Consider the following 25,008-nt stretch of genomic DNA (forward strand, 5'->3'; position numbering starts at 1 on the left):
TAATTTTTATAACAATAGTCTGTATAAACCAAAAAAAAAGAGATTTCCTTTAACAGCTTATCTGTCAAAGAAAATCTCCTTATTTTATACTCATCTTTACGTTACAAAATGTTGACTTGGGTTGCCCGATTCTGGATGGAACTTTTCCCGAAACTGCCCATTGGTATAACCGCCAATCACTTTACGCCAGAAGGCTTGGGCTACCATATTCGTTCTCACCTGTGAAACCTTCCATTCCCCTTGAAAGCGGCTGAATAGTTCATTTGCTGCCCAAGTTCCTACACCGCTGCGGCGATATTTTTGCATGACAAAAAACTCAGTCATATAAAAGTCGCCATCCTTCTTACCGAAAAGCTTGTCCACCAGTGCAAAACCTGCGGGAGAAGAGCCATTTTTAATGAGAAAAGGATACTTGTCCGTATGAATCCAGTAATCATCAAGATTCGGATAGTCGGGAAAAACACCATAAGAATCAACATCAATATCAAGATATTTCGTAAAATCATATAAATAGAATTGCATAAGATGACGTATTACTTGTTTTTGTTCACGCGGTACCATAATGAGGCTTAGTTCCATATCATATCACCTCTATTTTCTTCATATAAAATAACTATAAAGCTTTGCCTCGGGCCGAGCAAGTCATAACCCTGATGAATGTGGTAAAATAAGGACACTTGTTCTTACTCAAATAAGACAATAGAAATATAAGGGGCGTACGAAATATGCATATTCAAAAGGAAACCGATCGTCGTAAACTGGATGAACGTGTAGTCACCATGCCCTGGTATGTTCAGCAGTTTATTGATTACAAACTACCAGATCTATCTCCCTCTACTCTGCTGGAGTATGTTCGAGATTACGATACGTTCTTCACTTGGCTCCGCGCTGAAGGTCTGTCTGAAGCCGAATCCAATGCCGGAGTCACATTAAAAGAACTTGAGATGCTGCGCATGGACAGTATAACGGGTTATCGTATTTATCTGACCACCAAAAGAGAAGGGGCAAACTCCCGCATCACCGTGTCTCGTAAATTATCTTCCCTCCGGTCGTTGTTCCATTATCTCAGCCAAATTGCCGAAGATGAAGAATTTTACCCCCTTCTGAAAAGAAATATTATGGCTAAAGTCGAAATCAAACGAGTTCACAAACCAAAAGATACGGCAGCTAAGCTGAAAGGTAAAATCCTAGAGGAAGATGAACTTCTTGAGTTCATCGGTTATATTTTAGAAGGGTACGCAAAGGATATGGAGAAAAATAAACAAGCTCTATATTCCCATGAGATGAACAAAGAGCGTGATGCTTGTATTGCCAGTTTAATTCTAAACTCAGGACTCCGCGTCTCAGAGATTGTAAATCTGAACATCGATGATCTTGATTTGAATAATAAAGTCCTCTACGTATACCGAAAAGGGAATAACGATGAAACGTTTAAGAATCCCGTCTATTACAGGGAACAGGCTAAAGATGATCTTCTAAACTATATGGAACTTCGTACTCTGCGGTATCGCACTCCCAAAAAAGAAAAAGCACTTTTTGTCACCGTCCCCAATGGTCAAAAAGAAGGGAAACGAATGACAAAACGTGCGATTCAAGCAATGATTATCAAGTACGCAAAAGGTTTTGGCAAGCCGTATTTAACAGTCCATAAATTACGGCATTCTTTTGCCACCGATTATTATTTACAAAATGATATTTACAAAACAAAGGAACAACTCGGACATGCCTCTACCGAAACAACGGAGGTTTACGCGCACCTCACAGATAAAACCATGTCGGAAGCGATTGAGCGAAGAGTTGATTAGACGCTGTTACTCTCACTTGATACCTTCATATATTGCATCTAAGGCTGCCCTTTCGGGCAGCCTTTATGTTTTTCATTACACCTTCCGCATTACAGAGATATCACCACAGATTCGATCACTCATCATCTATCGAGCTTTAAAATCTCCACGGCATCGCCCGCTTGCAAACCTTTCTTGTCAGGAGGAATGATAATTAGGCAATCACTATCCTTAATCGTCACCATAGCACTGGATTCATCTACTTTGGCTGGGTGTGCAAACACTTGTCCATTCTTTATTTCTACCTTTCCACGGACAAACCGCGTAAAGTTATTTACTTTGCTAAAATCTGAACCTAAAAATGCCGTCCACCGCTGGAGATAAGGACGTTCTGAGGCTTGCATCAGCTGCAGGGCCGGACGTACAAAAAGTTCAAACCCCACAAAACAAGCTCCCGGATTACCCGATAAAGCAAAAAGCAGTTTATTCTGAATAAACGCAGCGGTCGTTACACTTCCCGGGCGCATGGTTACTTTATTGAATAACATTTCTACCTCATCCTGCCGAACTAGATCCCCCATAATATCATAATCTCCAACGGATACGCCGCCTGTAGTGATGACCACATCATAGGTTGATAAAGCTTCCTTCAGTTTTTGCTCAGCCAGCTCCAATTCATCCACAATCGCACCAAGTAAATGAGGCTCGCCACCTGCTTCCCTCACCAAGGATTGTAGCATGTAGCTGTTACTGTTGCGTATTTTTCCTGGCTCTAGTTCTTCTTCAATCCCAAGTAATTCAGTGCCTGTTGCAAAAATCCCCACTTGAGGTTTTCTAAAAACAGGCACTTGATGAATACCGAACGTGGCCAGAACCGAGATTACTCCTGCAGTGATCAAGGCACCTTTTTTTACAAGCAAATCGCCTTCTGACACTTCAAGACCAACAGGCGTAATATTTGCTCCCTGCGTTGTGGGACGTTTAAATACTACATATGGTTTTCCTTCTACCTCGCACAATTCTGTCGCTTCGAGCATAACAACGGCATCCGCTCCGAATGGAACCTCAGCACCTGTCATAATACGCGCAGCAGTTCCTTCCACAATCTCCTTCTGTGAGGAATAACCGCAAGGAATTTCGTCAATGATCGCGAGCTGAACCTTTTGATCACTGCTAGCGGTGCTAATGTCTGCGCTTCGGACAGCATATCCATCCATACCCGATCTTCTAAAGAAAGGATAAGGATGCGGTGCAATTATATCTTGAGCAATAATGCGGCCATGCACATCCTCGATCCTTACCTGTTCTGTCTCGATTAATTTCACCTTATTTGCTACAAGCTGCTGCGCAGCTCCTACTTGGATGGCTTTTCGATTAAATTTTGGATTGGTTTTATAATTACTCATATCGTTTTCTCCTTGCTCTTATCTACTTGAATAAAGTGTATCTCCATCTCTTTCCCGTTGCAAGAAAGGAAGGAAGGGAGTATCGTCCTTATACGATTTTGAATAAATAAGCTAAACATGCATATTGTATGCTTTTTTATCTCACGCTACAAAAAGGAGGTGAAGGCGATGCCATCTCAGAATGAAGAACACACCTGTGCTCTCTGCAAAAGAAAAGTCCCCGTTACGACCGTACATCATCTCACTCCTCGGGAAGAAGGCGGAAAAGACAAGCCTACTGCAGATCTATGTATTCCATGCCACAAACAGATTCATCATTTATTTACCAATCGAGAGCTGGTCGTACTCGGACTGACTACGATTGATGCGCTTCTGCAAACACCAAAGATTGCCTCCTACGTGAAATGGATACGTAAACAGCCAGGTACCGCCATTCCTAAATCTAAAAAATCTAGACATGTACGCAGCGCCAGATGAAAAACACAAAACCCGGACACTGCAAGGTATCCGGGTTGTAACCTTATTCTATCTTCGCCTTGATATTCGGCCTGAACCGAACTTCGTCTTCGGTCTCGTGCTTTTCTTTGGTGAGCTGAAAATGCTCGATCCACTGCTTTTTCCTCTTTCAATCTTTCCTTTGGTCGAAGAGCTTGAAGAAGAAGTGTCACGATTAAGAATACCGCCGTTGTCCGTTTTTTTCGTATTCGCTGATTCTCCAAGCCCTCTGCGAATAATGGAACCACTGCGTTTTGTTGTTAGCGGAGGGGCAATTTTTTTATCTTTGTCTGTAGCTGTCCTATATTGGCCCTGAGTCGGTGTGTATGTCTTAGAGGAAGTGTATCCTCTGTAATTCCCCGATCCTCGCATTACATCAAAGATGCTGTCCAGAATAGAAGCCGTAATATATCCCTGTAAGAAAGAAGAACTATAATTACGCTGTACATATTCTTTCGAATCAACTTCGATCAGTGTATCTTCCGGCTGATCTGGATCTTGCTGCAAATGGTAGAGCTCATTCGGATACACAAGAAACATTCGCTCTGTATCCACGGGTGACACTTCATCCGGAGTTCGATCTTCCATCAGTTCATCGGCTACTTCCGGAACCGTAAGATTCGCCGCACGGTATACATAGGAAGTTGAATTACCACTGCTGTTCACCGATTCAAGCGGGTACGTATCTTTCACAGCAGGTGCGCCGCAGCCTGATAACAAAGAGACAAATAAACTGAGGACCAGAGTGATTTTTAAGATGTGCCAAAAACGCTTGTTCATGAATAACCTCTCCTAGGTTGCCCGAATAACTTTTACATCTGCCGGGAGGATATCTTCTCCTTCATACAGCATAAATCGACCGTTCTGCCATTCAATACGTAAGAGATGATTATCATCCGACTGAAACTGCCATACATGTTGTTCCCCATTTTGAGAAAATGGTGTCTTCCCTGCGGTCATTACATGACCCGCATATTGTTCTTCTAGATGATATTCTCTATCATCCAGTTCGATCGTTGTAGGTACTTCCTCTGGATGATCCAATCTTCCATCGATAGGAGTATATAGTGCATAGATCAGACGTTCTCTTTCTTCGATATATAAGTACGCAATTGTATTCCCGTCTTTCAGTGTAAGTAAAGCCGCATTTCTCCCTCGGTTTTGCACTTTACCCGTTACTTCATAAGTAACAAGTGAAACCTCGCATATATCGCCCGGGTTCAGCTGTAACATACTTTTCTCTGGAGCAGGAGGTTTCGGTTTAGATAATAAATTCGTTACTCTTTTCCATATACTCATCATTCATCGAACTCCTATTTCTAGTTGGAATAACTCGTTTACAGAGAGGCTGAGATAATTAGTGCCCCTACTAAGTGAAGTGTTCCGGAGAACAGTCCGTAGCCAATCTTCCCTTTTTGCATTCCACCGTCTATGTCAAAAGAAGCAAAACGGCGAATCATGGTGTGCACCACACCTTCGATTACAAGTAAGATAATAAATGAAACAACGGATACAATCAGTGCGTCTCCCAGATGATAAGATACCGAAATTGACGAGGATAAAATATAGCCCTGTGCAAACAACTTCATAATTAGCCTTGTTGTCACTGCCATATTGCCTGCTTTTACTTCTGTAAAATCTTTGTACTTCGTAAATAATGAATCAACATACATGAGAATAAACAGCAGTACTGCTCCTGAACCTGTCCATACCAGCATGCGTACGATATCCATAAATTCCATTAGATATAACATCCTCCAATAGTGTCAGATAGCTCCCTCATGAAAAACGAAGGAGAAACTGCGTCGTTCCCCCTCCGTCACATGGAATAAAGCTTACACTCACTTTATTCATTTTTTATCATACTCATGATTGTTATTTATTCTCGTACTGTTTCAGCAAAGCTGCCAGTTCGTCTTCTACTTCCTTGTCTTTCCCCATATTTTCAAATTCTTCATCCAGTGATCTTTCTTTGCTGTTCATTTCATTACTTGCTTCTGCATGAGCTTCCGCTTGAAGCATTTTTTCTTCCATACGCTTCATACCAGATGCAGCTGTATCAGACCCAAAACCACTCATTGCTTTGTTAATTTCCGTCTGAGCTTTGGCTGCATTATAACGCGCTACGAGTGTTTCTCGCTTGTTCTTCATTTCCGTTAATTGTTTACGCATTTGCTCCAGTTTGGAACGGAGATTGTCTGCAGAAGCTTTATTCTGTTCAAAGCTTGCTTTGTATTCCGTAAGTTTTGCTTCTGCGTTTTTCTTTTCTTCAAGAGCACGGCGAGCAAGATCGATATTTTGTGCTTTAGCAGCCGTATGCGCTTGTTCTTCTCTTTTCTTCACGAGTGCTTCCTGCTCTTCATATAAAGCTTTGAATTTCTTCTCAATGGCGATTTGTGCAGCTACTGCCTTCTCCGCATCTTCCAAATCCTTCTGCATGTCGCGAATATATTGATCGGTCATTTTAATTGGATCTTCCGCTTTATCAATCAGAGAATTAATATTGGACATGGTCAAATCACGAAATCTTTTAAATAGAGACATTATAAAATTCCTCCCGTATATGTTTTCTTTTACTTAATATACTCATTTGCTCGGTAATGAATCATTACCTTAAATCAATTCCTTGAATCATTTTAAATCAATTTCTTAACTCAATTAAACTTATCCATCTAATTACCTTATACGGATCAGTGATTCATGAAGTTTCATTTTTTTCATGATTGGAGATGAACAGAATGCCAGGTTAGCTATTTAAGAATAATTTAGCTGCGTCTAGGCAATAACATACGAATACTCATGATGTAATTCCAGGCTGTTTTCGTAACGGTAATCACAAATATAAGGAGTTATGCTTACATGAAACGCGTCGTTTGTTCTATTGTTGCATTTACTTTATTAACTGGTATCCTTCTGCTCTATTTTTCGCAAACTGCTGCAGCAGACATACTGGGCCGTACATACATTAACGCTCCCGAAGATAATAAAAAGACAGAAGATCCATTCTCTGAACTGGATTCATTTACGAAAGAACTTCCTACTGTAAAAGAACCTCAGAAGAAAGCAGATGAGAAATCAAAACTTACACTTGGCCAGCTTCGAAAAAAATATAAAAGTACATTCGTTACGAATGGGCCTAATGTCAAAAGAATTGCTTTAACATTTGACGATGTACCTGATCCAAGATTCACTCCGCAAATATTAGATGTTTTAAAAGAGTACGGAGTAAAAGCCACTTTTTTTGTGAATGGTCAAAGAGTGCTGAATCATCCCAAACTTGCCAAACGAATTCATGATGAAGGACATGTCATAGGTAATCACAGCTTTACTCATCCGGACTTCAATAAAATTTCAATGTCTGCTTTTAAATCAGAAATTAAAAAAACGGAGCAAGCTATTCTCCCCATTACAGGCTATATTTCAAAAACAATTCGTCCGCCCTATGGTGAAATCACAGAAGAACAACTTATATGGGCGGCTGAACACAAATACCGAATTGTGAATTGGAATGTCGATTCTTTAGATTGGAAAGGACTAAACAAAGAACAAGTGGTAACGAACATCCTCTCTAATACCCGGCCTGGTGCAATTGTGCTTCAACATGGGGGCGGCGGACATGGTTCGAAACTTCAAGGGACAATTGATGCTTTACCTGAAGTCATTAAGGCTCTGAAGAACCAAGGATACGAACTAGTCACCGTGCCTGAACTGTTAGGAATTGAAAAATCAAAATAAAAAAGCACCTGTGTAATGAAATCAATATACACAGGTGCTTTACCATTTCAATCTTATTCAATTATATAGAGTTTGACATCTTGGATACCAAACTTCGCAACGGAACTTTTACTTCCCGGGATAAAAATATCAATCTTGTTGCCCTTAATAGCTCCACCAATATCGGTAGCTGTAGCAACAAACGCTTGATCTGGCAGGTTATCATGCGAATGACCGGTAACTAGAACCTTTGTTCCGAGTGGAATGACGGAAGGATCAACAGCAATCGTACCCAGTTCCAGCGGGTTGCCGAAGTAATCGACAGATCCATAACCGCCGTTTTCTGCCGGATCAGCAGAGTATGCTGTCGCTTTTACACTCAAGGTTTTGCTGTAGTTGAATGTTTTCCCCCACGCTTCCACCACTTTATTGCTTTCGTCCACATTAAGACTTGCTGTTACTGAATTATTACTAGAAGAACTCACAGTATTATTTAATGGAAGAGTCAATTTTAATCCTTCATAAATATTATATGGCGAAATGTTTTTATTTGCGTTCATCAAAGTTTCTAAGTCAATGTCGTATCTTTGAGATAGTTTATAAAATGTATCCCCCTCTTTAGCTACATATACTTGCTCTGCATGAGCGGGAACACTTTGTGCTATTAAACTAATACCTAGCAAAGCAGCTGCTAGAGTAGAAGTTTTTTTGAAACGTTTAAACATGTTTTCCTCCTATAGCTTGCTTCTACATGTAGAAGCTTCTCTAGTTGTTTGTCGTAAGATGTAGCTAATATATCACAATTTTGTAACCTGTGCGCACGTAAAAGTTACCACTTTGTTATTAATTCAAAAAAACATACGAAAAAAGCTCCCCTTTCATGAATAAAATTCATGTCAGAAGAGCTTTTATCTGCCTAATCTATTAACGAATTATAGTACTTTACTTAAAAAGTCTTGCGTACGAGGATGCTGCGGGTTACCAAATACTTCGTCCGGAGTACCTTCTTCAACGATTTTACCGCCATCCATAAATACAATACGGTCTCCCACTTCACGAGCAAATCCCATTTCGTGAGTAACAATGACCATCGTCATTCCGCCTTCAGCGAGCTTTTTCATTACATCAAGTACTTCCCCAACCATTTCTGGGTCCAGTGCTGATGTTGGTTCATCAAATAGCATCACATGAGGCTGCATCGCAAGCGCTCTTGCGATGGCAATCCGTTGTTTTTGTCCGCCAGAAAGCTGGTTCGGATAGTTATCTTTCTTATCAGCTAAACCTACTGTCTTCAGCAGATCATCAGCGATCTTATTTGCTTCTTCCGCAGGCACATTTTTCACGATGGTCGGCGCAAGTGTAATGTTTTGACCTACGGTTTTATGCGGAAAAAGATTAAAATGCTGGAACACCATGCCCATTTTTTCACGAGTTGAATTGATATCGTGTTTTGGGTTCGTTATGGATGCACCTTCAAATAAAATTTCTCCATCTGTCGGTACTTCCAGCAGGTTGATACAGCGTAAAAAGGTACTTTTCCCTGAACCGGATGGGCCAATGACAACAACCACTTCGCCCTTAGCGATCTCAATATCGATCCCTTTAAGAATATCTAGTTTTCCGAACGATTTATGCAAATTTTTAACGCTTATCACTAGCACTCAACTTCCTTTCGAATAGACTTAGCAGCTTGGAAAGCATGAAGGTTAGAACAAAGTAAATAGCTGCTGCGATGATGTAAGGACTTAGACCTGCATAGGTGATATTTCTAATCGAGTTAGCTTGGTACATAATGTCAGCCATACCGATAATCGAAATGATGGACGATTCTTTAATAATCGTAATAAACTCATTACCGATTGCAGGCAGAACCGATTTTAAGGCTTGAGGGAGAATGATGTGACGAAGTGCAGTACTACGTTTCATTCCAAGGGAACGTGCAGCTTCCATCTGCCCCTTATCCACTCCTTGAATTCCTGCTCTGAATATCTCCGCCAAATAAGCGGAACTGTTGATCGAAAGAGTGATAACCCCCGATTGGAGCGGAGATAAATTAAGACCAAATACGAGTGCGAGTCCATAATGCATAATCATTAACTGTACCAGCATTGGAGTACCGCGTAACACTTCTACGTATGCCGTACCAATCCATCTAAGTACTCTGAATGCCGACATCCGAATGATGGTAATAATGAGGCCGATCAGAAAACCAAAAATAACGCCAAGTGCAGATAATAACAGGGTATAACCAATACCCTTCGCATAATAATGGCGGAATTCATAAGCAATCGTGAATATATTACGATCTTTTTGGTTACCTGACGCAAGCAGGCTCGCTTCTTCTACCATCTTCTCAATGCCATTATCCACTTTTAGTTCAGCGATTGTCGCATTAATGACTTCTAATAGCTCTGTATTCCCTTTTGCAACCCCGATTGCTGCTGCTGAATCCGTTTCTTCAGGAGTGGCACCAGCGATCACAATTTTATCGTTTAGATAACCTTTCGCAACCGTATCCTCTACAATTACTGCATTCACACGTTCTGTTTGAAGCTGAAGAACAAGATCGCCCATTTTTTCAAGCGATACGAGGTTAGCATTCTTAATTCCTTGGCCGATTCCTTCTTGGATGGAGCCTTTTTGAACTCCGATAGTTTCCCCTTCCAGATCAGTCATTGTTTGAAACTTATCCGCATCTTCACTTCGAACTAAAATAACCTGACTTGCTTTGTAATAATAATCTGAAAAGTCGATGCTTTGTCTACGTTTCTCGTCAGGAGTCATTCCTGATATGACAAGATCAACTCGTCCGCTCTGAAGGGCAGGCAGCAAACTGTCAAATCCCATATCTTCTATGACAAGTTCTGCGCCCATTTTTTCAGCAATGGCTTTTGCTATTTCAATGTCAAAACCGACAATATGGTCTTGTCCATCAATTGTTTTATGAAATTCATAAGGCGGGAAATCTGCACTTGTTCCTAGAACCAGCGTTTCCTTGCTGTTTACATTGTCGGTTGCATAAACGGTAGCCATTCCGGCCGGAAGCAACAAGACAATACACATCAATAACATAAGTATACGAACGGTTTTTTTCAACTTCTGTCTCTCCTTAGCTGAATCTAGATCATTTTTATAAGATTGAACTATTATAAGTGAAAATGTATGAATATGCAACGAGTTTTCTTTCTATTTTCATAGTTTTCCATTGATTCCCCTGAATGACAAGACGTTTCTAACAGCCAGTGCTATAATGTATATACGATTTTTAAATATACACCCATGAATCGACAAATCATAATTAAAGGGAGAGTCTCATGAACAAACAGATAATAAATGACACGATTGATCAATATAGTTCCCGTTTTAAAGAAATATCATTATATATTGGCGCAAATCCTGAGCTTGGAAATGAAGAATTTCTTGCCAGTAAGCGGCTAAAAGAAGAACTGATATATCATGGTTTCGAAGTGGAGGCCCCTGTACTAGGTCTTGATACTGCATTCATTGGTACTTATACCTCTTCTAAACCTGGCCCAAAAGTTGCTTTATTATGTGAGTATGATGCACTTCCAGAAATCGGACACGCTTGCGGGCATCACTTGATCTGTATGATGGGTTTAGGTGCAGCGGTTGGATTAAAATCGGTTATGGATACGATTGGGGGATCAATTAAAGTATTTGGTACCCCGGCAGAAGAAACAAGAGGAGCGAAAGTTCCTATGGCTGCAGCTGGACTATTTGATGATTGCGATGTTGCAATGATGACTCATCCATTTTATGCTTTTGAAAAGTCAGGAACATCCCTTGCGATTGATGCTGTTCAATTTGAATTTTTCGGTAAATCCTCTCATGCTGCGGCTACTCCTCACGAGGGAATTAATGCACTAGATGCCGTAATCCAAACTTTTAATGGAATCAATGCCTTCCGTCAACAAGTGAAAAGCACAGTTCGAATCCACGGTGTTATTAACCATGGCGGAGAGGCAGCTAATATCATTCCAGATTACGCTTCTGCCCAATTCTATGTACGTGCAGCCACACGTAAAGAACTTGATATCTTAACGAAACGTGTTATACAAATTGCAGAAGGTTCTGCTCTGCAAACGGGGTGCACACTCAAAACTTCAAATTATGAAACTTCCTATGATGAAATGTATACAAATGAAACCTTGTCTGACGTATTCTCAGCAAACCTTGTAGAACTCGGCATTGATGAGAAAGAGATTGTTACAGGAGAAGATCACGGCTCCATGGATATGGGAAATGTCTCTCTACGTGTTCCATCCATCCATCCATACATCAAAATCATTGATGAACAACACGCGCTGCATTCCATTGAATTCAGAGACCTTGCCATGAAAGAGCAGGCTCTTGATGCTATGATTCTAGGTGCAAAAGCTTTAGCAGGCACTGCTTATGATGTCATATCTCAGCCGGATCTCCTCGCTTCTATTCAAGATGAATTTCGGCGCAATGCATAATACGCAGCAGTAATTTTTATTGAAATGAAAATAGAAACAAGCAGAGAAGGGTCCTCTTGCCGTTTTGGCAAAAAGACCCTTCTTTTATTTTCCATACCTTATTCCGTTATTTGTTCGTAAATATCTATATATTCTCTCGCTGAAACTTCCCAGCTGTAATCGCCGCTCATTGCGTTATTCATAAGCTTCTTCCAATGTTCAGGCTGGCTGTAGAATGACTCTGCACGCCGAATCGTATACAGCATGTCATGAGCATTAAAGTTGGTAAATGTAAATCCGGTTCCTTCCCCTGTGAATTCATTGTAAGCCTCGACCGTATCATTCAGTCCGCCCGTCTCCCTTACGATCGGAATACTTCCATATTGCAAAGCTAACAACTGACTAATTCCGCAGGGTTCAAAACTAGAAGGCATCAGGAACATATCGCTTCCCGCATAGAATCTTCTCGACAATCCCTCATTAAAACGAATCTGAGCCGACATTTTTAGAGGATGGCGTTTCTCCGCTTCACGGAACCAGTGCTCAAATTCTCCTTCTCCTGTTCCGAGAAGAATAAACTGTACATCATCATAATATAATAACTCATCAAGAACTCTGGTTACGAGATCAAGACCTTTTGATTCCACTAGGCGAGTCACCATGGCAATCACAGGAACTTCTGGTTTGACAGGTAATCCAAGTTCTTTTTGCAGCGCAATTTTGTTTTCCACTTTTTTATCGATCTGCTGCATATCATAGGTTTTAGCCAGTTGATCATCAGTCGCAGGGTTATAACTATCTGTGTCTATACCGTTAACGATCCCTGTCAATTTACCTTCAATGGAACGCAGGAGCCCATCTAAACCATATCCGTAATGAGATGTTTTGATCTCTTCTGCATAGGTTGGGCTTACGGTCGTAACATGATCAGAGTAGACTAATCCCGCTTTCATGAAATTCAGGTTGCCATAATACTCTACACCTTCGGAGGTGAAATAACGGCTGTCCAGTGCAAGCAAATCACTGTGTACTTCATAAGGGAATACACCTTGATACAGCAGATTATGAATGGTGAATACGGTTTTTATGGACTGATAGGCTGCGATATGATCGAAATGCGCCTTCTTGAGCAAAGGAATCATAGCAGAATGCCAGTCATGACAGTGGATGACATCCGGATGAAAATTCAAGAAAGGAATGACTTCGAGAACAGCTCGGTTAAAGAAAGCAAATCGTTCTCCGTCATCGATATATCCATAAATTCCGTCTCTACCAAAGTAGTACTCATTATCTATGAAGTAAAAGGTAACACCTTGATGAACCAGTTGCTCAACGCCGCAGTACTGTTTGCGCCAGCCAACGTATACTTCTGTCACTTCAACAGGCTCCATCTGTTCTTTATAACGCTCAGGGATCTGTTTGTACTTAGGTAAAATGACCCGTACATCTACTCCCTCTTTAATGAGTGCCTGGGGCAGAGCACCAATTACATCGGCAAGTCCTCCTGTCTTTATGAATGGATGACCCTCTGCTGCGACATATAATACATTCATTACTTGCTTCCTCCTTATTATGCCTTACTTAACCCGATGTAACTTCCTTTTACAAGGATGGTTCACCATCTTTTATTTTTTTGGCTTGTCTTCTAGGTTTCTTTGTTTCTATGATTTCTTCCTTTTTCCTGCTTTTCTGTTTTGATTTCGAAGTGGTATTAAGGACGGGCTCATCCTTTATGGAAGCACGTTTGCTTCTGGGTGTCTTCTTGAAAATAACAATACTTAGAGGTGGCAAGGTAACCTCCATACTATTCGGCTGTCCATGATAGCTGATCTTTTCAGTGCGCACTTCTTCGTTAAGAAGACCTTGTCCGCCAAAATCAACCCGATCACTATTAAACACCTCTGTATAGGAACCAGAACGGTGTACACCCACTCTATAATGAGAACGGGATACAGGTTGCAGGTTAATAAGTACGATTAGGGAGTCACCTGGTTTTTTCCCTTTTCTTACAAAAGTAAGAACACTTTGAGACCGATCATCTGCCGAGATCCATTCAAATCCATCGGTACTGTGATCTAATTCCCATAACCCTTTTTCTTGTAAATAAAATTCATTTAATGATTTGGAGAAATGGAGAAGCTTTCGGTGGCTCTCATAGTCAAGCAAAAACCAATCTAAAGGTTCTTCATCCTTCCATTCAATGAATTGACCAAACTCTCCACCCATGAAGAGCAGTTTTTTCCCAGGAGAAGTGATAAAATAACCGAGCAATGCACGCAGACCCGCGAATTTCTGTTCATAATCTCCCGGCATTTTATTAAGGAGAGATTTCTTGCCGTGTACCACTTCATCGTGTGACAGCGGCAGCAAATGGTTCTCACTATAAGCATATACCGAAGGGAAAGTTAATAAATTATGTCTTGCCGGACGCTCCGAAAAATCCGTTTCAAAATACTCAAGCGTATCATTCATCCATCCCATGTTCCATTTGTAGTTAAAGCCGAGTCCACCCGCATATACAGGACTTGTTACTTGTGACCATGAACTGGATTCTTCCGCCATCATTAACGCTGCAGGGTAATAATGAAAAACCGTTTCATTTAATTGTTTAATAAATTCAATGGCTTCCACGTTTTCATTCGTACCTTTGTCGTTAAGACAATACTGGCCTTCTGCTTTTTCAAAGTCCAACTTCAGCATACTTGTTACTGCATCGATACGCAGACCATCAATATGGTACATATCCATCCAGTAAAGCGCATTTGATATGAGAAACGAGCGAACCTCCGGTTTGGAGTAATCAAAACTCAGGGTTCCCCAACCCGGTTTTTCCGCCTTAAGCGGATCTGCATACTCAAAGAGTGGTGTTCCATCAAACATCCGAAGTCCGTGGGCATCTTTAGCGAAATGTGCAGGTACCCAGTCTAAAATAACACCGATCCCTGCTTGATGCAGCTGATCAATTAGGTACATAAAATCATGTGGCGTCCCGTACCTGCTTGTCGGAGCATAATATCCGGTATTCTGATATCCCCATGACAAGTCGTATGGATGTTCCGTTATTGGCATAAACTCTACATGAGTGTAAGACATTTCTTTCAAATAAGGGATTAATAACTCAGGCATTTCAGCATATGTATAGAACTCCCCTGTCTCTTTTTGTTTCCATGTCCCAAAATGCATCTCATAGATATTAAGCGGTTTTTGGTATATCTCTTTACGCTTACGTCTCCAGGAAGCATCCTTCCACTTATAGCCTTCGATCTTGGAGGTAATGGAAGCTGTTCTCGGCCTTACTTCTGCATGGAAAGCATAAGGGTCAGCTCTAAGCAAAGATTCATTATTAGAGGTGAGAATATGATATTTGTAAAATGTTCCTTCTTCAATGTCAGGAAAAAAACGAGTCCAAAGCCCAGAATCGGGTATCTTATATAATATATCCGCTTCTCCCAGACCGTGATAACCATTGCGATCAAGAGCTAGGCCTACTTTTGAAGCATTAGGTGCCCAGACTGTGAAACGATAGCCTGATACTCCGTCTTCCTGAACCGGATGAGCTCCGAGAAAATGATAACTAAAATGTGAAGTTCCTTCGTGAAACAAATAAATATCTTCCGAAGAGATAAAGGATTTCGGTACATTGTTTTCGATCAAAGAGATCACCTTCTTTTTAAAATAGAATAAACACTACAAAAACATTATTACCCCATTTTCTCCATTATGAAAATGAAAAATAGCTAAACGAAAATATAAATTTGATTTTTAGCTTTTTTCAGAAAATAGTGATTCACCTATGCTGGGCTCCGTTTAATAACATATCACGGAAACATACTATGGGAGGGAAATACTAATGGCTAAAAAAGCATGTATCGCCATGTTATTGGCAGGAGGAGAAGGGAAGCGTCTTGCTCCACTGACATCGAAAATCGCAAAACCCGCTGTCCACTTCGGCGGTAATTATCGAATCATTGATTTTCCTCTCAGTAACTGCGTAAATTCAGGTATTGACACGGTGGGAGTCTTAACACAGTACGAGGCAGAATCTTTACATGGACATATTGGTAAAGGCGAACCTTGGAAATTAAATACAACGAAGGATAAAGGAGTTACTCTTCTTCCTTCTTGGAATACAGGTTCAGATGAGTACTGCGGAACGGCAGATGCTATCTATAAAAATATTGAATACATCGATGCACAAGATCCAGAGAACGTCCTTATCTTGTCTGGTGACCATATTTATCAAATGGATTATCGAAAAGTTCTGAAGTACCATGAGGAAAAACAAGCATTAGCTACCATTGCAGTAATGGAAGTACCTTGGAATGAAGCTCATCGCTTTGGAGTATTGAATACCAATGAAGACATGCGTGTGACTGAGTTTGTTGAAAAACCAGCTCAACCGGAAAGCAACTTGGCTTCTATGGGTATTTATGTGTTTAACTGGAAGCATCTTAAAAAGCATTTGATCGAGGATGCGGCTTCTACGGAGTCTAGTCATGACTTTGGTAAGGATATCATTCCTTCTATGCTGAAGGGAGAAGATCCACTTTATGTATATAACTTTGAAGGATATTGGAAAGATGTTGGTACAGTGCAATCCTTATGGGACGCCCATATGGATGTATTAAACGGAGTGAACTTGACGAAAGAAGAACTTGAGGCATGGCCTATGTATTCACGTCAAGGACGTACGAAGCTAACTGGTTATAGACAAAAAGCAACAATATCCAAAAATTCTATCGTCCATGATCAATGCTACATGGAAGGAAATTCTGATCGTTCTGTTATCTTCTACGGTGCAGAGATTGGTAGAAATTCCACAATTAAAGAAAGTGTAATCATGCCTAATGCTCGCATTGGACGTAATGTGACCATAGATCGTGCCATTATCGGTGAAGGAGCGATCATTAGAGATGGAGCAGTCATCAAAGGCAGTCTAGATGAAATTGTTGTCATTGGTCCTGGAGAAACGGTTGCTGGCAAACCTTCTGTTCGTACAAATCGTCTTCTCAAAGACGTGTACGAGAAAGCAGGACAGCTACGAGCAACTTCGAGCTAAAAAAGATTATTTTCATCATACCATCTTTGAACAAAAAGAGCATCCCATAATTGGGATGCTCTTTTTGTAGTGTCTAGTGTATTGTCTTCTTTAACGTTATCTTTGATATAGGTTTACTTTTCGATCTCCCATATCGGTCACACCCAGGTGAGTGAACCCCAGCCCTTGATAAAACTCATTCAGTTTCGGACTGTGAGTGATGCAATCGAGACGCAAGCCCCTTTTTCCTGCAGCAATAACGATCTCTTCTGCTGCATCAATCATCCAGCTGCTTAGTCCCCGCTTGCGATAAGCTCTGCCTACGGTCAATCGATGCAGGTAACCATATGCCTTATCATTAAGCGCCCCCCAATAAGCAGGATCATCTCCTTGCAGGGTGAATAATCCGGCTGGGGACTCATTTAAGTAAACCATATAAATATCTCGATTATCAAAATATTTGCGAATAGAATCTAGTGTAAATAGATCGGGTGTCCAGTGTCTAAGGTCATTACCGACCATCCACTCTGCCGCTTCAACAAGCAGTGCTCTCATCTCTTCCGCTTGATTAGGCGTCACTTGTACCAGTCTAACAATGCCATCCGGTTCTTCTTTCGATTTGATTACTTTTAAATCTTGCATCATGACCCTCTACCTCTCCCCTTTAGACTACTTCAGGATCTATATCAGATTCGAAGTGTTCTTCCTGGGTTAAAGCAGGAAGTTTGACTGTCACCGTTGTTCCATTTCCAAGTTCACTTTCCATCTGAAGCGTACCGCCATGAAGCTCAATCAGCTGCTGACTAATCGCTAGACCAAGCCCTGTCCCTCCATGCTGATGATCAACTTGGTAGAATCGATCTTTCACACGCTCCAGATGTTCTTCACTGATCCCGATTCCTGTATCTTGAACAATGACAACTACCTGATCTTGCTCACGTTTGATCGTAATATCGATCCAAGTATTCATGTGAGAAAATTTAATAGCATTGTCAATCACATTAAGGAAGACTTGTTTTAACCGGTTGCCATCACCAAGAATTAAATAATCTTCCTCATCTGCAGTGAGTCTTAGTTTGATTTGTTTTTGTTCTGCTTTGGCCCATACATTCAGCATTATCTCTTGCAGTACTTCACGAACACTAACCGTGCCTTTGACCATCTTCATCTCATTTTGTTGCAATTTAGAGAAATCGAGCAGTTCTTCAACGAGCCCAATAAGCCGGTTCGTTTCTTTTGATATGATCTTAAGACCCATCTTTGTTTCTTCTGGATCATACCCTCCTGATTCAAGTGTTTCATTCCATCCTTTTATACTGGTCAGCGGAGTACGAAGTTCATGAGAAATGGAAGAAATGAAATCATCCTTCACCTGATTACTGCGCACAATTTCCTCAGCCATATAATTTAAGGTAGAAGAAAGTTCACCAATCTCATATTTATAGTCCCCTTCAATTCGGACATCAAAGCGGCCTTTTGCCATCTCTGCCGAGGCGGCAGTAATGATATTAATCGGTCTTACGATGGAATTTGCAAGTCCGATACTAATTGTGAAGACTAACACAAGTACCCCTACAACGATCAGCCCTGACCATACTAAAATATCGACTAGCGCATCATTCACTCGCTCCATACTTGTTACATACCGAGCAATATATACATTATCGTTACCGTAATCTATTTTGGTAGATACCGCCATCACAGACTCGCCTGTGATTACATCCTTACCTATCCAGCGGCCCGTACTGCCTTTAAGTGCCTGCGGGACATCACTTGTCTGAACTACCCGATCTGATTCAAAACCGGAGGAAAGTGCAAGTACACGGCCCTCCGTATCCAGAATTTCAAGCGAAGTATTTTCGAGTTTAAGATAATACATGAGATTGGATATGAACGAACTCTCGTTACTGCTGTCTATAAATGATGAATTGTAATATCTGATTACATTTTTAGAGTTAGACTCAATGTAGTTATATATACTATCGTAGTAGTACTTCTGCATCGCAACCAGAAAGATGGATTCAATCAAAAGCAGCGCAAGCAGAACAAGAATAAAATACTGCAGAACAATTTGCCTGCGAATGCCTTTCATCATTAAGCTCTACCTTTCCACTTGTAGCCATGCCCCCAAACCGTTTGGAGAAATTCCGGCTCAGAAGGGTTGCCTTCAATTTTTTGACGTAGTCGTCTTATGTTTACATCTACAATTTTAGGATCTCCCATGTACTCTTTACCCCACACATGATCGAGAAGTACATCCCGGCTCAGAGGAGTGTTTTCTTTTTCAAGGAAGAATTGTACAAGAGAAAACTCTGTCGGTGTTAGTTCAATGGACTGACCATTTCTTTTAAACTGCTTGGAAATGAGGTCAAGTGAGAATGGACCTGATTCAAAGGTAACTTTGGCCGCTGTTTCCCGGTGTACATTCACTCGGCGCAACAAAGACTGTATACGTGCAATAAGCTCGGTCGGACTAAAAGGTTTACTTACATGATCGTCAGCCCCCACAGATAAAGCATAGACTTTATCCTGTTCCTGAACTTTTGCTGTTAAAAAGATAATCCCGATTCGTTCATTGGTTTCACGAATACGGCGGCACACTTCAAACCCATCAATTCCAGGTACCATGACATCAAGAAGCGCAATATCAATATCGCTTACGGCATTAATGATCTTCATTGCCTCAAGACCGTCCGCCGCTTCCAGGACATCAAATCCATTTCTTTTTAAATTCAGTACGATAAAACTGCGGATAGACTCCTCATCTTCCATGATCAATACTTTACTCATTCTATTATCATTCCTTCCTGTTGCGGATCTGTAAGTAAATTATTACTTGGTGTGTTTTGACCGGCTTGTTTTGGCAATCTATAGCCTATTACCTGATTACTAGAACGAACGATTTGTTTCCATTCGTCTTTGACCCGTTCCCAGCTGTCTAGTGAGAAGAACTGAATCTCAGCAACTGTTTCATCGGTATCTGCCAATTTAAAGCGTAAATATTTATCCTTCACTGACTTCGTATCAAGTGTGACATTCCCATATTGTTCGGGTTTCAAGTTGAAATAAAAACGATCCTGATCATCCCGATATTGCTGCATGATAAAGGTTAGGCCATCTTCACCATTCCATTGATAAAAGGAATAGAAGTATAGTTTTTCACTATCTACAAAATGTTCCCAGCCCGGCGGTTCTTCAAGCAAACCGAATTCCACAATACCGTCATTGTTAATATCTTCACTTAATATCCGTCTAGGTTTAAACGTAATATCGGTTCCTTTAAAAGCCTCAACCAATTGATTATCTTCCATATAAATTAAATCAGAATAGGAATTCGAAGCATCAAGCGCAATATCTAGAATAATCCCTGTCTTGTTCTTCGATATTTTTCCTGCGGATACATTATAGAAATCCCGCATCTTCGTATCAATCGTCATTTTGTCGAGCACTTCAAAACTTCCATCGTTATATTGATATACCGTTATCGTCCCTTGTCCTGTCGTCGGGAGAATATTCATGATTGTGAGGTCATGAATCCCATCACCATTTAAATCCATAGGATTACGAAATTCATCCATAATTACGTATTTTGAATAAGGCATCTCCAAAATTTTCTGCAGAGTTCCCCCTTTATACGTGTAGGAGACAAGCCAGTTTTGGGCATTCTGTTCTACCCCGCTTGAGAATCCAGCCAAAATTTCGAGTCCTTCATCCCCTGTGATCTCTTGTACACGAAAGGAATTAAGAACTGAACCTATCCCATCAAAAGTCAATTTCTTGACCCATGTATCTCCCTGCTTCTCAAGCAGCATTCCGCGAATCTTCACTTCAGGGTCATCAGGCAGATCATAAAAAACAACTGCCTCCATGATGCCATCGTTATTTAAATCTTTTTGAATAATCTTATTTGACATCTCTCTGGGCTGGGTAATCGTAGAACCTTCAGGAAGTTCTCCTTGAATAACACTGAGTAGATTTTCTCTTTCTGTAGTCATTTGCGGAGTCTTCATAAGTGATTTTGGATCATTGAAGGAATCCAGTCCATTGCCGCAGCCGCTAATTAAAAATATAGAAAGCAGCATCGCGCCCAGAAAGAAAAATTGATGTGAATTTCTTATGATTTGCACCAGATCACTCTTCTCATTCATTAAATCTTGTTTTTCTCATGTAATGTAAGTCGTCTGCCACGAATATCAAACGCTAGTCTTCCTTCAGAAAGCCCCCATATTCGAGTTGCATAACGTTCTGCAAGTTCGATAGGCAGCACGGCAATTATCGTCATATTTTCTTCTTCGCACAGCTTCTTGAAATTTTCAAGTACACTATCTGCGGATTTCGGATCAAGACCGATTACAGGTTCATCTGCTAGAATTACTTTCGCTCCGTGGGTTAAAGCCCTGGCTACAGCAACACGCTGACGCTCACCGCCGCTAAGTTGTCCTGCTTTCATATGGGCTTTGTCCAGAAGCCCGACACTCTCGATGATATCCATAGCACCCATATAATCATCAGAGCGAACCATACCTGTCAGCATACGCCACCAAGGTGTTTGTCCAGATCTTCCGATAAGTACATTTTTGAGCACTGTTTTATTTGTAAATAATTCTGGATTCTGCTCTAAATAAGCCCACTCCCGTTTAATTTGCTTTTTACCAGCATGCCCAGCTTTAAAAATATCTGTACCATGGACACTAAATTTTCCACGGTCCCAGCTTTCTTTAAGAGCCAACAATCGTAACAAAGTGCTTTTACCGCTTCCGCTTCCACCGACAATACCAATAAACTCGCCTTGCTGCAGATCAAAGCTAATTTCTTTCAAAACGGGAATCTTATCTGAACCAACGGCCTTTGCCAATTGCTCTACTCTGATCATTTACGTTTATATCTCCTCTTATCCGTAGAATGTATATCTTTAGTTTATTGGAAATAGAATAGTTTTTCCATGCGAACAAACGTTCTTTCTTTAGGATTTGTTCTGCTTAAAGAAAAACCCAACCATTCCAAACAAGAGGTAACATCCGCCCAGCAGCCAGAACATGCCGCCCGGAGCACCCAGTCCAAGCATAATCCCCCCGAGATTGGGTCCAAGTATACTCCCTATATTAAACTGAAAAGAAGCCACCACGTTTGCAGCCGGCAACACATTTTTAGGTAGAATATCAGCTGCATAAGCAAGACCCAGAGAAAAGAACGAACCAACAAGCCCGCCAGCTATCGTTAGCAGTAATAAGGTTGGCCAAAACTGCGTCCCTGCTGCAGGAATAAGCATAAATAAAAGTCCGCCTACGATTCCTGAGATCATAAGAATTCGCTTTCTCCCAAACCGGTCACTTAAGGCTCCAAGCGGTAATTGAAGAAGCAGTCCCCCGATCCCTACAAAAGGAAGTAAGGTAGAGATATCACTCTCGCTAAATCCAATGCGAAGTCCATAGATAGGAAAATTACTGTTCATGCCCGATTCCATATACCCATATAAGAACGCTGGAATGAGTGCATACCAGGCTAACATAAAGCTGCGGCGGTATCTCCCCGTCCCGCTTCCTTCATTCATTATTTTCTCAGGCCGGGTATCCGGTAATTTCAGAGCAAATAACAAAACGATTACCATGAAGAAAAAAAGAATAGCAAACGGTACAACTTGTCCATATCCTAAAAGCTTAATTCCCAGCGGCCCTATACTAAAACCAATTCCATATGACATTCCGTATATCGATATGTTTCTGCCCCGGGAAGCCGCCGGAGTGACCAGCAGTATCCATAACTGAGTTGAATAATGGAGTGCGCTGTCTCCGATCCCAACTAAAAACCGTAATAAGAACCATAGTCTGAGATCAGGAATCAGTGGAAACAACATGAGCGGAATCATAACGATAATAAGACCAGAAACGATCAGTTTCTTAAAACCTACTGCTCCTAAAATCCGCTCAGCTACCAATGTCATTGCAAAAGAACCTATGTACATGACTGCAGCATTTAATCCATTTATACTGGAAGAAACACCCATCTGCTCGATAAAAATAGAGAGTACAGGCAAAAGCAATCCTTGACTTAAACCAGCTACAATAATAACTACAATAAGAATAATAAAATGCGCCTTAGAACCTTCCTGTCGTATTGCCCCAGTTGCCTTACTCAAAACATCTTTTCCCTCCTATGCTCCCATGACAAAATAAAAAATCGTCATTTCTGACGACCTGTAACTATCTTCTATTATATGCTTATTCATTCAGAAACGGGTTACAAAGTATTCAACATTATAGTGGACAACACAGCTAAACACAAGCGATAATAGTATGAATACTTTCTTTTTGTATAGTAAGCTTATACCTGTGATAGGAGGTCTGTTCATACAGATGGGTTATCAGGTGAAAATAGACGTTACTCCCATATACGAGCTGCTAAATAGCTTTATGGTCTATGTAACTAGAAGATGGGTTCAGAGCCTTGATATCGGGCCTGAATGGATTCACACCGTAGATAGCACACTAAAGGAAGAAGTTCGTGACCTTTTAAAAGAAGCTTCTAACTGGCCCTTTAACGATTATGATGTTTTGTATGCCTGGACCGCACTACGAGAGACAACGAGTGAAGTTGAGCCATTTCTTAAAGAAATCGGCACCAAACCCGCCGACAAACTGTGGAAACAGGTTCATCATATCCTCCCAGATATGACTCTTGAAGAAACATTACGCATTCGTGATGACTACATACCTTTACTTAAAGTGTGGGATGAGCATTATTTTCAACATCTGAATCCCGAGCTTCGGAAATTAATTGAAGAAGACAGTTCAGAGAAAGAGCTTCTTCTGACAAAAATGAGCCCGGGCCAATTGATTGATTATGCTACTTCTGGGTTAATGGTCGAGGAGATGCCTGATCTTCAAAAAATCATATTGTTCCCTACCGTTCATAATCGGCCTATTAATATGTATTGTTTTTATAAAGGTATGTTATTAATTCAATATCCTGTAGATGTGCCTGAACATCGGGAGGACGAGCCGCCTATTAATTTACTTCGTCTGACCGAAGCGATTTCCAATTCTGAACGGCTTCAGCTCTTACGATATATCTCTAATAACCCCAAATCCTTACAACAACTTTCAGAGGAACTTGGACAATCAGAAGACCGTTTGAGACCTCATCTGATGTCACTGCGAGTGTCCGGTCTTCTGCAAACCCATCTGGGTCAAGAGCAAAGTGAGAAATACTGTTTGCGTCCTGACGGACTATCGGAACTGAACATGTATTTGGAATCTTATATCAGGTTATAACATCGACATCACTAGAGAAATAAGGAGTGAGATTCTATGAAATCCAGTTTGAAACAGCAAATTATATTTGATCTTGATGACACGCTCATTCATTGCAATAAGTATTTTAACCTTACACTTGGAGATTTTCTTGAGCTGATGCAGGAATGGTTCTGTGATTACGAGATAACCGTAGAAGATATACGGCAAAAGCAGATAGAGATTGATGTGTCAGGGGTTACAAAGTATGGTTTTGCCAGTCATCGTTTCCCGCAGTCCTTAATTGATACCTACGTTTATTTTTCTAAAAAAGTAAACCGTCCTATTGATACAAATGAACAAACACAGCTGCAAAAGCTGGGAATGAGTGTATATGATCAGGAAGTTGAGGCTTATCCAGGCATGGTTGAGACTTTAGAGTGTCTTTTGGAGCAAGGTCATACCCTTCATCTATACACCGGCGGTGAGCAGATGATTCAACAGCGAAAAATTGATCAGATGAAACTGGGTGAATACTTCAAAGATCGGATTTATATTACTCGCCACAAAAACATTGAAGCCTTCGAAAAAATTGTAAGCGAAGGGCAAATGGATCGTAATCATACATGGATGGTTGGCAACTCTCTGCGCACAGATATCGAACCTGCTCTCACGGCTGGTGTCCACGCTATATACATTGAGCAAGATATGGAGTGGAAATACAATCTGATTGAATTAAATAAGCCAGAGAACTATTCCCTTCATACGATTAAAGACCTTACTGATGTACCGAAGATTATTTCGGAGTATACTAAGCAGCAAACTCATTGATAATGATAAAAGAAGGACTGCCATGGAATTTCTCCAAGGTCAGTCCTTCTT

Annotated in this window: 24 protein-coding genes; 7 read left to right on the forward strand and 17 right to left on the reverse strand. The window is 40.8% G+C overall.

The features are described from left to right. Positions 1–96: 96 nt before the first annotated feature. Positions 97–579 (reverse strand): GNAT family N-acetyltransferase, encoded by a 483-nt coding sequence (locus tag QPK24_RS15290; RefSeq protein WP_285742505.1) that lies wholly within the window; start codon positions 577–579, stop codon positions 97–99. Positions 580–725: 146 nt separating this feature from the next. Between QPK24_RS15290 and xerS the strand changes: the two genes are divergently transcribed. Continuing rightward, complete coding sequence (xerS, locus tag QPK24_RS15295) at positions 726–1,805, forward strand: tyrosine recombinase XerS (RefSeq protein ID WP_285742507.1); 1,080 nt, start codon at positions 726–728, stop codon at positions 1,803–1,805. A gap of 122 nt (positions 1,806–1,927) precedes the next feature. Here xerS and QPK24_RS15300 read toward each other — a convergent pair whose 3' ends face one another. Further along, positions 1,928–3,190, reverse strand: coding sequence for a molybdopterin molybdotransferase MoeA (locus QPK24_RS15300; protein ID WP_285742509.1), 1,263 nt, complete (start codon positions 3,188–3,190; stop codon positions 1,928–1,930). 168 nt (positions 3,191–3,358) lie between these two features. On the opposite strand from QPK24_RS15300, the gene QPK24_RS15305 reads away from it, so the two are divergent. Next, positions 3,359–3,667, forward strand: a complete 309-nt coding sequence (locus tag QPK24_RS15305; protein WP_285742510.1) for an HNH endonuclease — start codon at positions 3,359–3,361, stop codon at positions 3,665–3,667. Between the two features lie 48 nt (positions 3,668–3,715). Here the strand turns inward: QPK24_RS15305 and QPK24_RS15310 are convergent, their stop codons facing one another. From QPK24_RS15310 to QPK24_RS15325, 4 genes are all read right to left on the reverse strand, one after another. Next, entirely contained in the window at positions 3,716–4,465 is a 750-nt protein-coding gene (locus QPK24_RS15310) for a DUF4247 domain-containing protein (RefSeq protein WP_285742512.1), read from the reverse strand. A 12-nt stretch (positions 4,466–4,477) separates the two neighbouring features. Continuing rightward, positions 4,478–4,984, reverse strand: a complete 507-nt coding sequence (locus QPK24_RS15315; RefSeq protein ID WP_285749354.1) for a DUF4178 domain-containing protein — start codon at positions 4,982–4,984, stop codon at positions 4,478–4,480. A gap of 38 nt (positions 4,985–5,022) precedes the next feature. Continuing rightward, entirely contained in the window at positions 5,023–5,427 is a 405-nt protein-coding gene (locus QPK24_RS15320; RefSeq protein ID WP_213531174.1) for a DUF350 domain-containing protein, read from the reverse strand. A 133-nt stretch (positions 5,428–5,560) separates the two neighbouring features. After that, a complete protein-coding gene (locus QPK24_RS15325) occupies positions 5,561–6,229 on the reverse strand; it encodes a PspA/IM30 family protein (RefSeq protein WP_285742515.1) in 669 nt (222 codons plus the stop codon). 315 nt (positions 6,230–6,544) lie between these two features. On the opposite strand from QPK24_RS15325, the gene QPK24_RS15330 reads away from it, so the two are divergent. Next, on the forward strand, positions 6,545–7,420 hold the full coding sequence (locus QPK24_RS15330; RefSeq protein ID WP_285742517.1) for a polysaccharide deacetylase family protein: 876 nt from the start codon (positions 6,545–6,547) through the stop codon (positions 7,418–7,420). A gap of 53 nt (positions 7,421–7,473) precedes the next feature. On the opposite strand, the gene QPK24_RS15335 is transcribed toward QPK24_RS15330, so the two are convergent. The 3 genes from QPK24_RS15335 to QPK24_RS15345 form a co-directional block, all read right to left on the reverse strand. Further along, positions 7,474–8,124, reverse strand: a complete 651-nt coding sequence (locus QPK24_RS15335; protein WP_285742518.1) for a 3D domain-containing protein — start codon at positions 8,122–8,124, stop codon at positions 7,474–7,476. Positions 8,125–8,331: 207 nt separating this feature from the next. Next, positions 8,332–9,054 (reverse strand): amino acid ABC transporter ATP-binding protein, encoded by a 723-nt coding sequence (locus tag QPK24_RS15340; RefSeq protein WP_285742519.1) that lies wholly within the window; start codon positions 9,052–9,054, stop codon positions 8,332–8,334. Then, complete coding sequence (locus QPK24_RS15345) at positions 9,041–10,495, reverse strand: ABC transporter substrate-binding protein/permease (protein WP_407082918.1); 1,455 nt, start codon at positions 10,493–10,495, stop codon at positions 9,041–9,043. Before QPK24_RS15345 ends, QPK24_RS15340 begins: the two co-directional genes overlap by 14 nt. 218 nt (positions 10,496–10,713) lie before the next feature. Between QPK24_RS15345 and QPK24_RS15350 the strand changes: the two genes are divergently transcribed. Next, entirely contained in the window at positions 10,714–11,880 is a 1,167-nt protein-coding gene (locus QPK24_RS15350) for a M20 family metallopeptidase (protein WP_285742520.1), read from the forward strand. 98 nt (positions 11,881–11,978) lie between these two features. On the opposite strand, the gene glgA is transcribed toward QPK24_RS15350, so the two are convergent. Then, positions 11,979–13,412, reverse strand: a complete 1,434-nt coding sequence (gene glgA, locus QPK24_RS15355; RefSeq protein ID WP_285742521.1) for a glycogen synthase GlgA — start codon at positions 13,410–13,412, stop codon at positions 11,979–11,981. Positions 13,413–13,461: 49 nt separating this feature from the next. Continuing rightward, positions 13,462–15,510, reverse strand: coding sequence for a 1,4-alpha-glucan branching protein GlgB (glgB, locus tag QPK24_RS15360; protein WP_407083028.1), 2,049 nt, complete (start codon positions 15,508–15,510; stop codon positions 13,462–13,464). A gap of 199 nt (positions 15,511–15,709) precedes the next feature. Here glgB and QPK24_RS15365 point away from each other — a divergent pair, with 199 nt between their 5' ends. Further along, complete coding sequence (locus tag QPK24_RS15365; protein WP_285742523.1) at positions 15,710–16,918, forward strand: glucose-1-phosphate adenylyltransferase; 1,209 nt, start codon at positions 15,710–15,712, stop codon at positions 16,916–16,918. A gap of 96 nt (positions 16,919–17,014) precedes the next feature. Here the strand turns inward: QPK24_RS15365 and QPK24_RS15370 are convergent, their stop codons facing one another. From QPK24_RS15370 to QPK24_RS15395, 6 genes are all read right to left on the reverse strand, one after another. After that, on the reverse strand, positions 17,015–17,542 hold the full coding sequence (locus tag QPK24_RS15370; protein WP_285742524.1) for a GNAT family N-acetyltransferase: 528 nt from the start codon (positions 17,540–17,542) through the stop codon (positions 17,015–17,017). 19 nt (positions 17,543–17,561) lie between these two features. Then, positions 17,562–18,992 carry a sensor histidine kinase gene (locus tag QPK24_RS15375; RefSeq protein WP_285742525.1) on the reverse strand — a complete coding sequence of 477 codons (1,431 nt, stop codon included), beginning with the start codon at positions 18,990–18,992 and terminating at the stop codon, positions 17,562–17,564. Next, positions 18,992–19,687 (reverse strand): response regulator transcription factor, encoded by a 696-nt coding sequence (locus QPK24_RS15380; RefSeq protein WP_285742526.1) that lies wholly within the window; start codon positions 19,685–19,687, stop codon positions 18,992–18,994. The genes QPK24_RS15375 and QPK24_RS15380 overlap by 1 nt, the downstream gene beginning before the upstream one ends. Beyond that, on the reverse strand, positions 19,684–21,024 hold the full coding sequence (locus QPK24_RS15385) for a hypothetical protein (protein ID WP_285742527.1): 1,341 nt from the start codon (positions 21,022–21,024) through the stop codon (positions 19,684–19,686). Before QPK24_RS15385 ends, QPK24_RS15380 begins: the two co-directional genes overlap by 4 nt. Before the next feature lie 20 nt (positions 21,025–21,044). Beyond that, a complete protein-coding gene (locus tag QPK24_RS15390) occupies positions 21,045–21,770 on the reverse strand; it encodes a phosphonate ABC transporter ATP-binding protein (protein WP_285742528.1) in 726 nt (241 codons plus the stop codon). A 90-nt stretch (positions 21,771–21,860) separates the two neighbouring features. After that, complete coding sequence (locus tag QPK24_RS15395) at positions 21,861–23,033, reverse strand: MFS transporter (RefSeq protein WP_285742529.1); 1,173 nt, start codon at positions 23,031–23,033, stop codon at positions 21,861–21,863. Positions 23,034–23,250: 217 nt separating this feature from the next. On the opposite strand from QPK24_RS15395, the gene QPK24_RS15400 reads away from it, so the two are divergent. Together QPK24_RS15400 and QPK24_RS15405 are read left to right on the forward strand one after the other, a co-directional pair. Next, positions 23,251–24,168 carry a winged helix-turn-helix domain-containing protein gene (locus QPK24_RS15400; protein ID WP_285742530.1) on the forward strand — a complete coding sequence of 306 codons (918 nt, stop codon included), beginning with the start codon at positions 23,251–23,253 and terminating at the stop codon, positions 24,166–24,168. A gap of 36 nt (positions 24,169–24,204) precedes the next feature. Further along, on the forward strand, positions 24,205–24,957 hold the full coding sequence (locus tag QPK24_RS15405; RefSeq protein ID WP_285742531.1) for an HAD family hydrolase: 753 nt from the start codon (positions 24,205–24,207) through the stop codon (positions 24,955–24,957). The last annotated feature ends 51 nt before the right edge of the window (positions 24,958–25,008 follow it).

Origin of the sequence: Paenibacillus polygoni, assembly GCF_030263935.1 — a bacterium.
GTDB classification, from domain to species: domain Bacteria; phylum Bacillota; class Bacilli; order Paenibacillales; family Paenibacillaceae; genus Paenibacillus; species Paenibacillus polygoni.

Excerpts from the sequence above, each read along its gene's own strand:
- QPK24_RS15310 (WP_285742512.1), bottom strand. The coding sequence starts at position 4,465 with ATGAACAAGCGTTTTTGGCACATCTTAAAAATCACTCTGGTCCTCAGT.
- glgA (WP_285742521.1), bottom strand. The coding sequence starts at position 13,412 with ATGAATGTATTATATGTCGCAGCAGAGGGTCATCCATTCATAAAGACA.
- QPK24_RS15405 (WP_285742531.1), top strand. The coding sequence starts at position 24,205 with ATGAAATCCAGTTTGAAACAGCAAATTATATTTGATCTTGATGACACG.
- QPK24_RS15365 (WP_285742523.1), top strand. The coding sequence starts at position 15,710 with ATGGCTAAAAAAGCATGTATCGCCATGTTATTGGCAGGAGGAGAAGGG.
- QPK24_RS15375 (WP_285742525.1), bottom strand. The coding sequence starts at position 18,992 with ATGATGAAAGGCATTCGCAGGCAAATTGTTCTGCAGTATTTTATTCTT.
- QPK24_RS15370 (WP_285742524.1), bottom strand. The coding sequence starts at position 17,542 with ATGATGCAAGATTTAAAAGTAATCAAATCGAAAGAAGAACCGGATGGC.
- QPK24_RS15330 (WP_285742517.1), top strand. The coding sequence starts at position 6,545 with ATGAAACGCGTCGTTTGTTCTATTGTTGCATTTACTTTATTAACTGGT.
- QPK24_RS15315 (WP_285749354.1), bottom strand. The coding sequence starts at position 4,984 with ATGAGTATATGGAAAAGAGTAACGAATTTATTATCTAAACCGAAACCT.
- QPK24_RS15290 (WP_285742505.1), bottom strand. The coding sequence starts at position 579 with ATGGAACTAAGCCTCATTATGGTACCGCGTGAACAAAAACAAGTAATA.
- xerS (WP_285742507.1), top strand. The coding sequence starts at position 726 with ATGCATATTCAAAAGGAAACCGATCGTCGTAAACTGGATGAACGTGTA.
- QPK24_RS15305 (WP_285742510.1), top strand. The coding sequence starts at position 3,359 with ATGCCATCTCAGAATGAAGAACACACCTGTGCTCTCTGCAAAAGAAAA.
- QPK24_RS15325 (WP_285742515.1), bottom strand. The coding sequence starts at position 6,229 with ATGTCTCTATTTAAAAGATTTCGTGATTTGACCATGTCCAATATTAAT.
- QPK24_RS15390 (WP_285742528.1), bottom strand. The coding sequence starts at position 21,770 with ATGATCAGAGTAGAGCAATTGGCAAAGGCCGTTGGTTCAGATAAGATT.
- QPK24_RS15335 (WP_285742518.1), bottom strand. The coding sequence starts at position 8,124 with ATGTTTAAACGTTTCAAAAAAACTTCTACTCTAGCAGCTGCTTTGCTA.
- QPK24_RS15320 (WP_213531174.1), bottom strand. The coding sequence starts at position 5,427 with ATGGAATTTATGGATATCGTACGCATGCTGGTATGGACAGGTTCAGGA.
- QPK24_RS15400 (WP_285742530.1), top strand. The coding sequence starts at position 23,251 with ATGGGTTATCAGGTGAAAATAGACGTTACTCCCATATACGAGCTGCTA.
- QPK24_RS15300 (WP_285742509.1), bottom strand. The coding sequence starts at position 3,190 with ATGAGTAATTATAAAACCAATCCAAAATTTAATCGAAAAGCCATCCAA.
- QPK24_RS15380 (WP_285742526.1), bottom strand. The coding sequence starts at position 19,687 with ATGAGTAAAGTATTGATCATGGAAGATGAGGAGTCTATCCGCAGTTTT.
- QPK24_RS15350 (WP_285742520.1), top strand. The coding sequence starts at position 10,714 with ATGAACAAACAGATAATAAATGACACGATTGATCAATATAGTTCCCGT.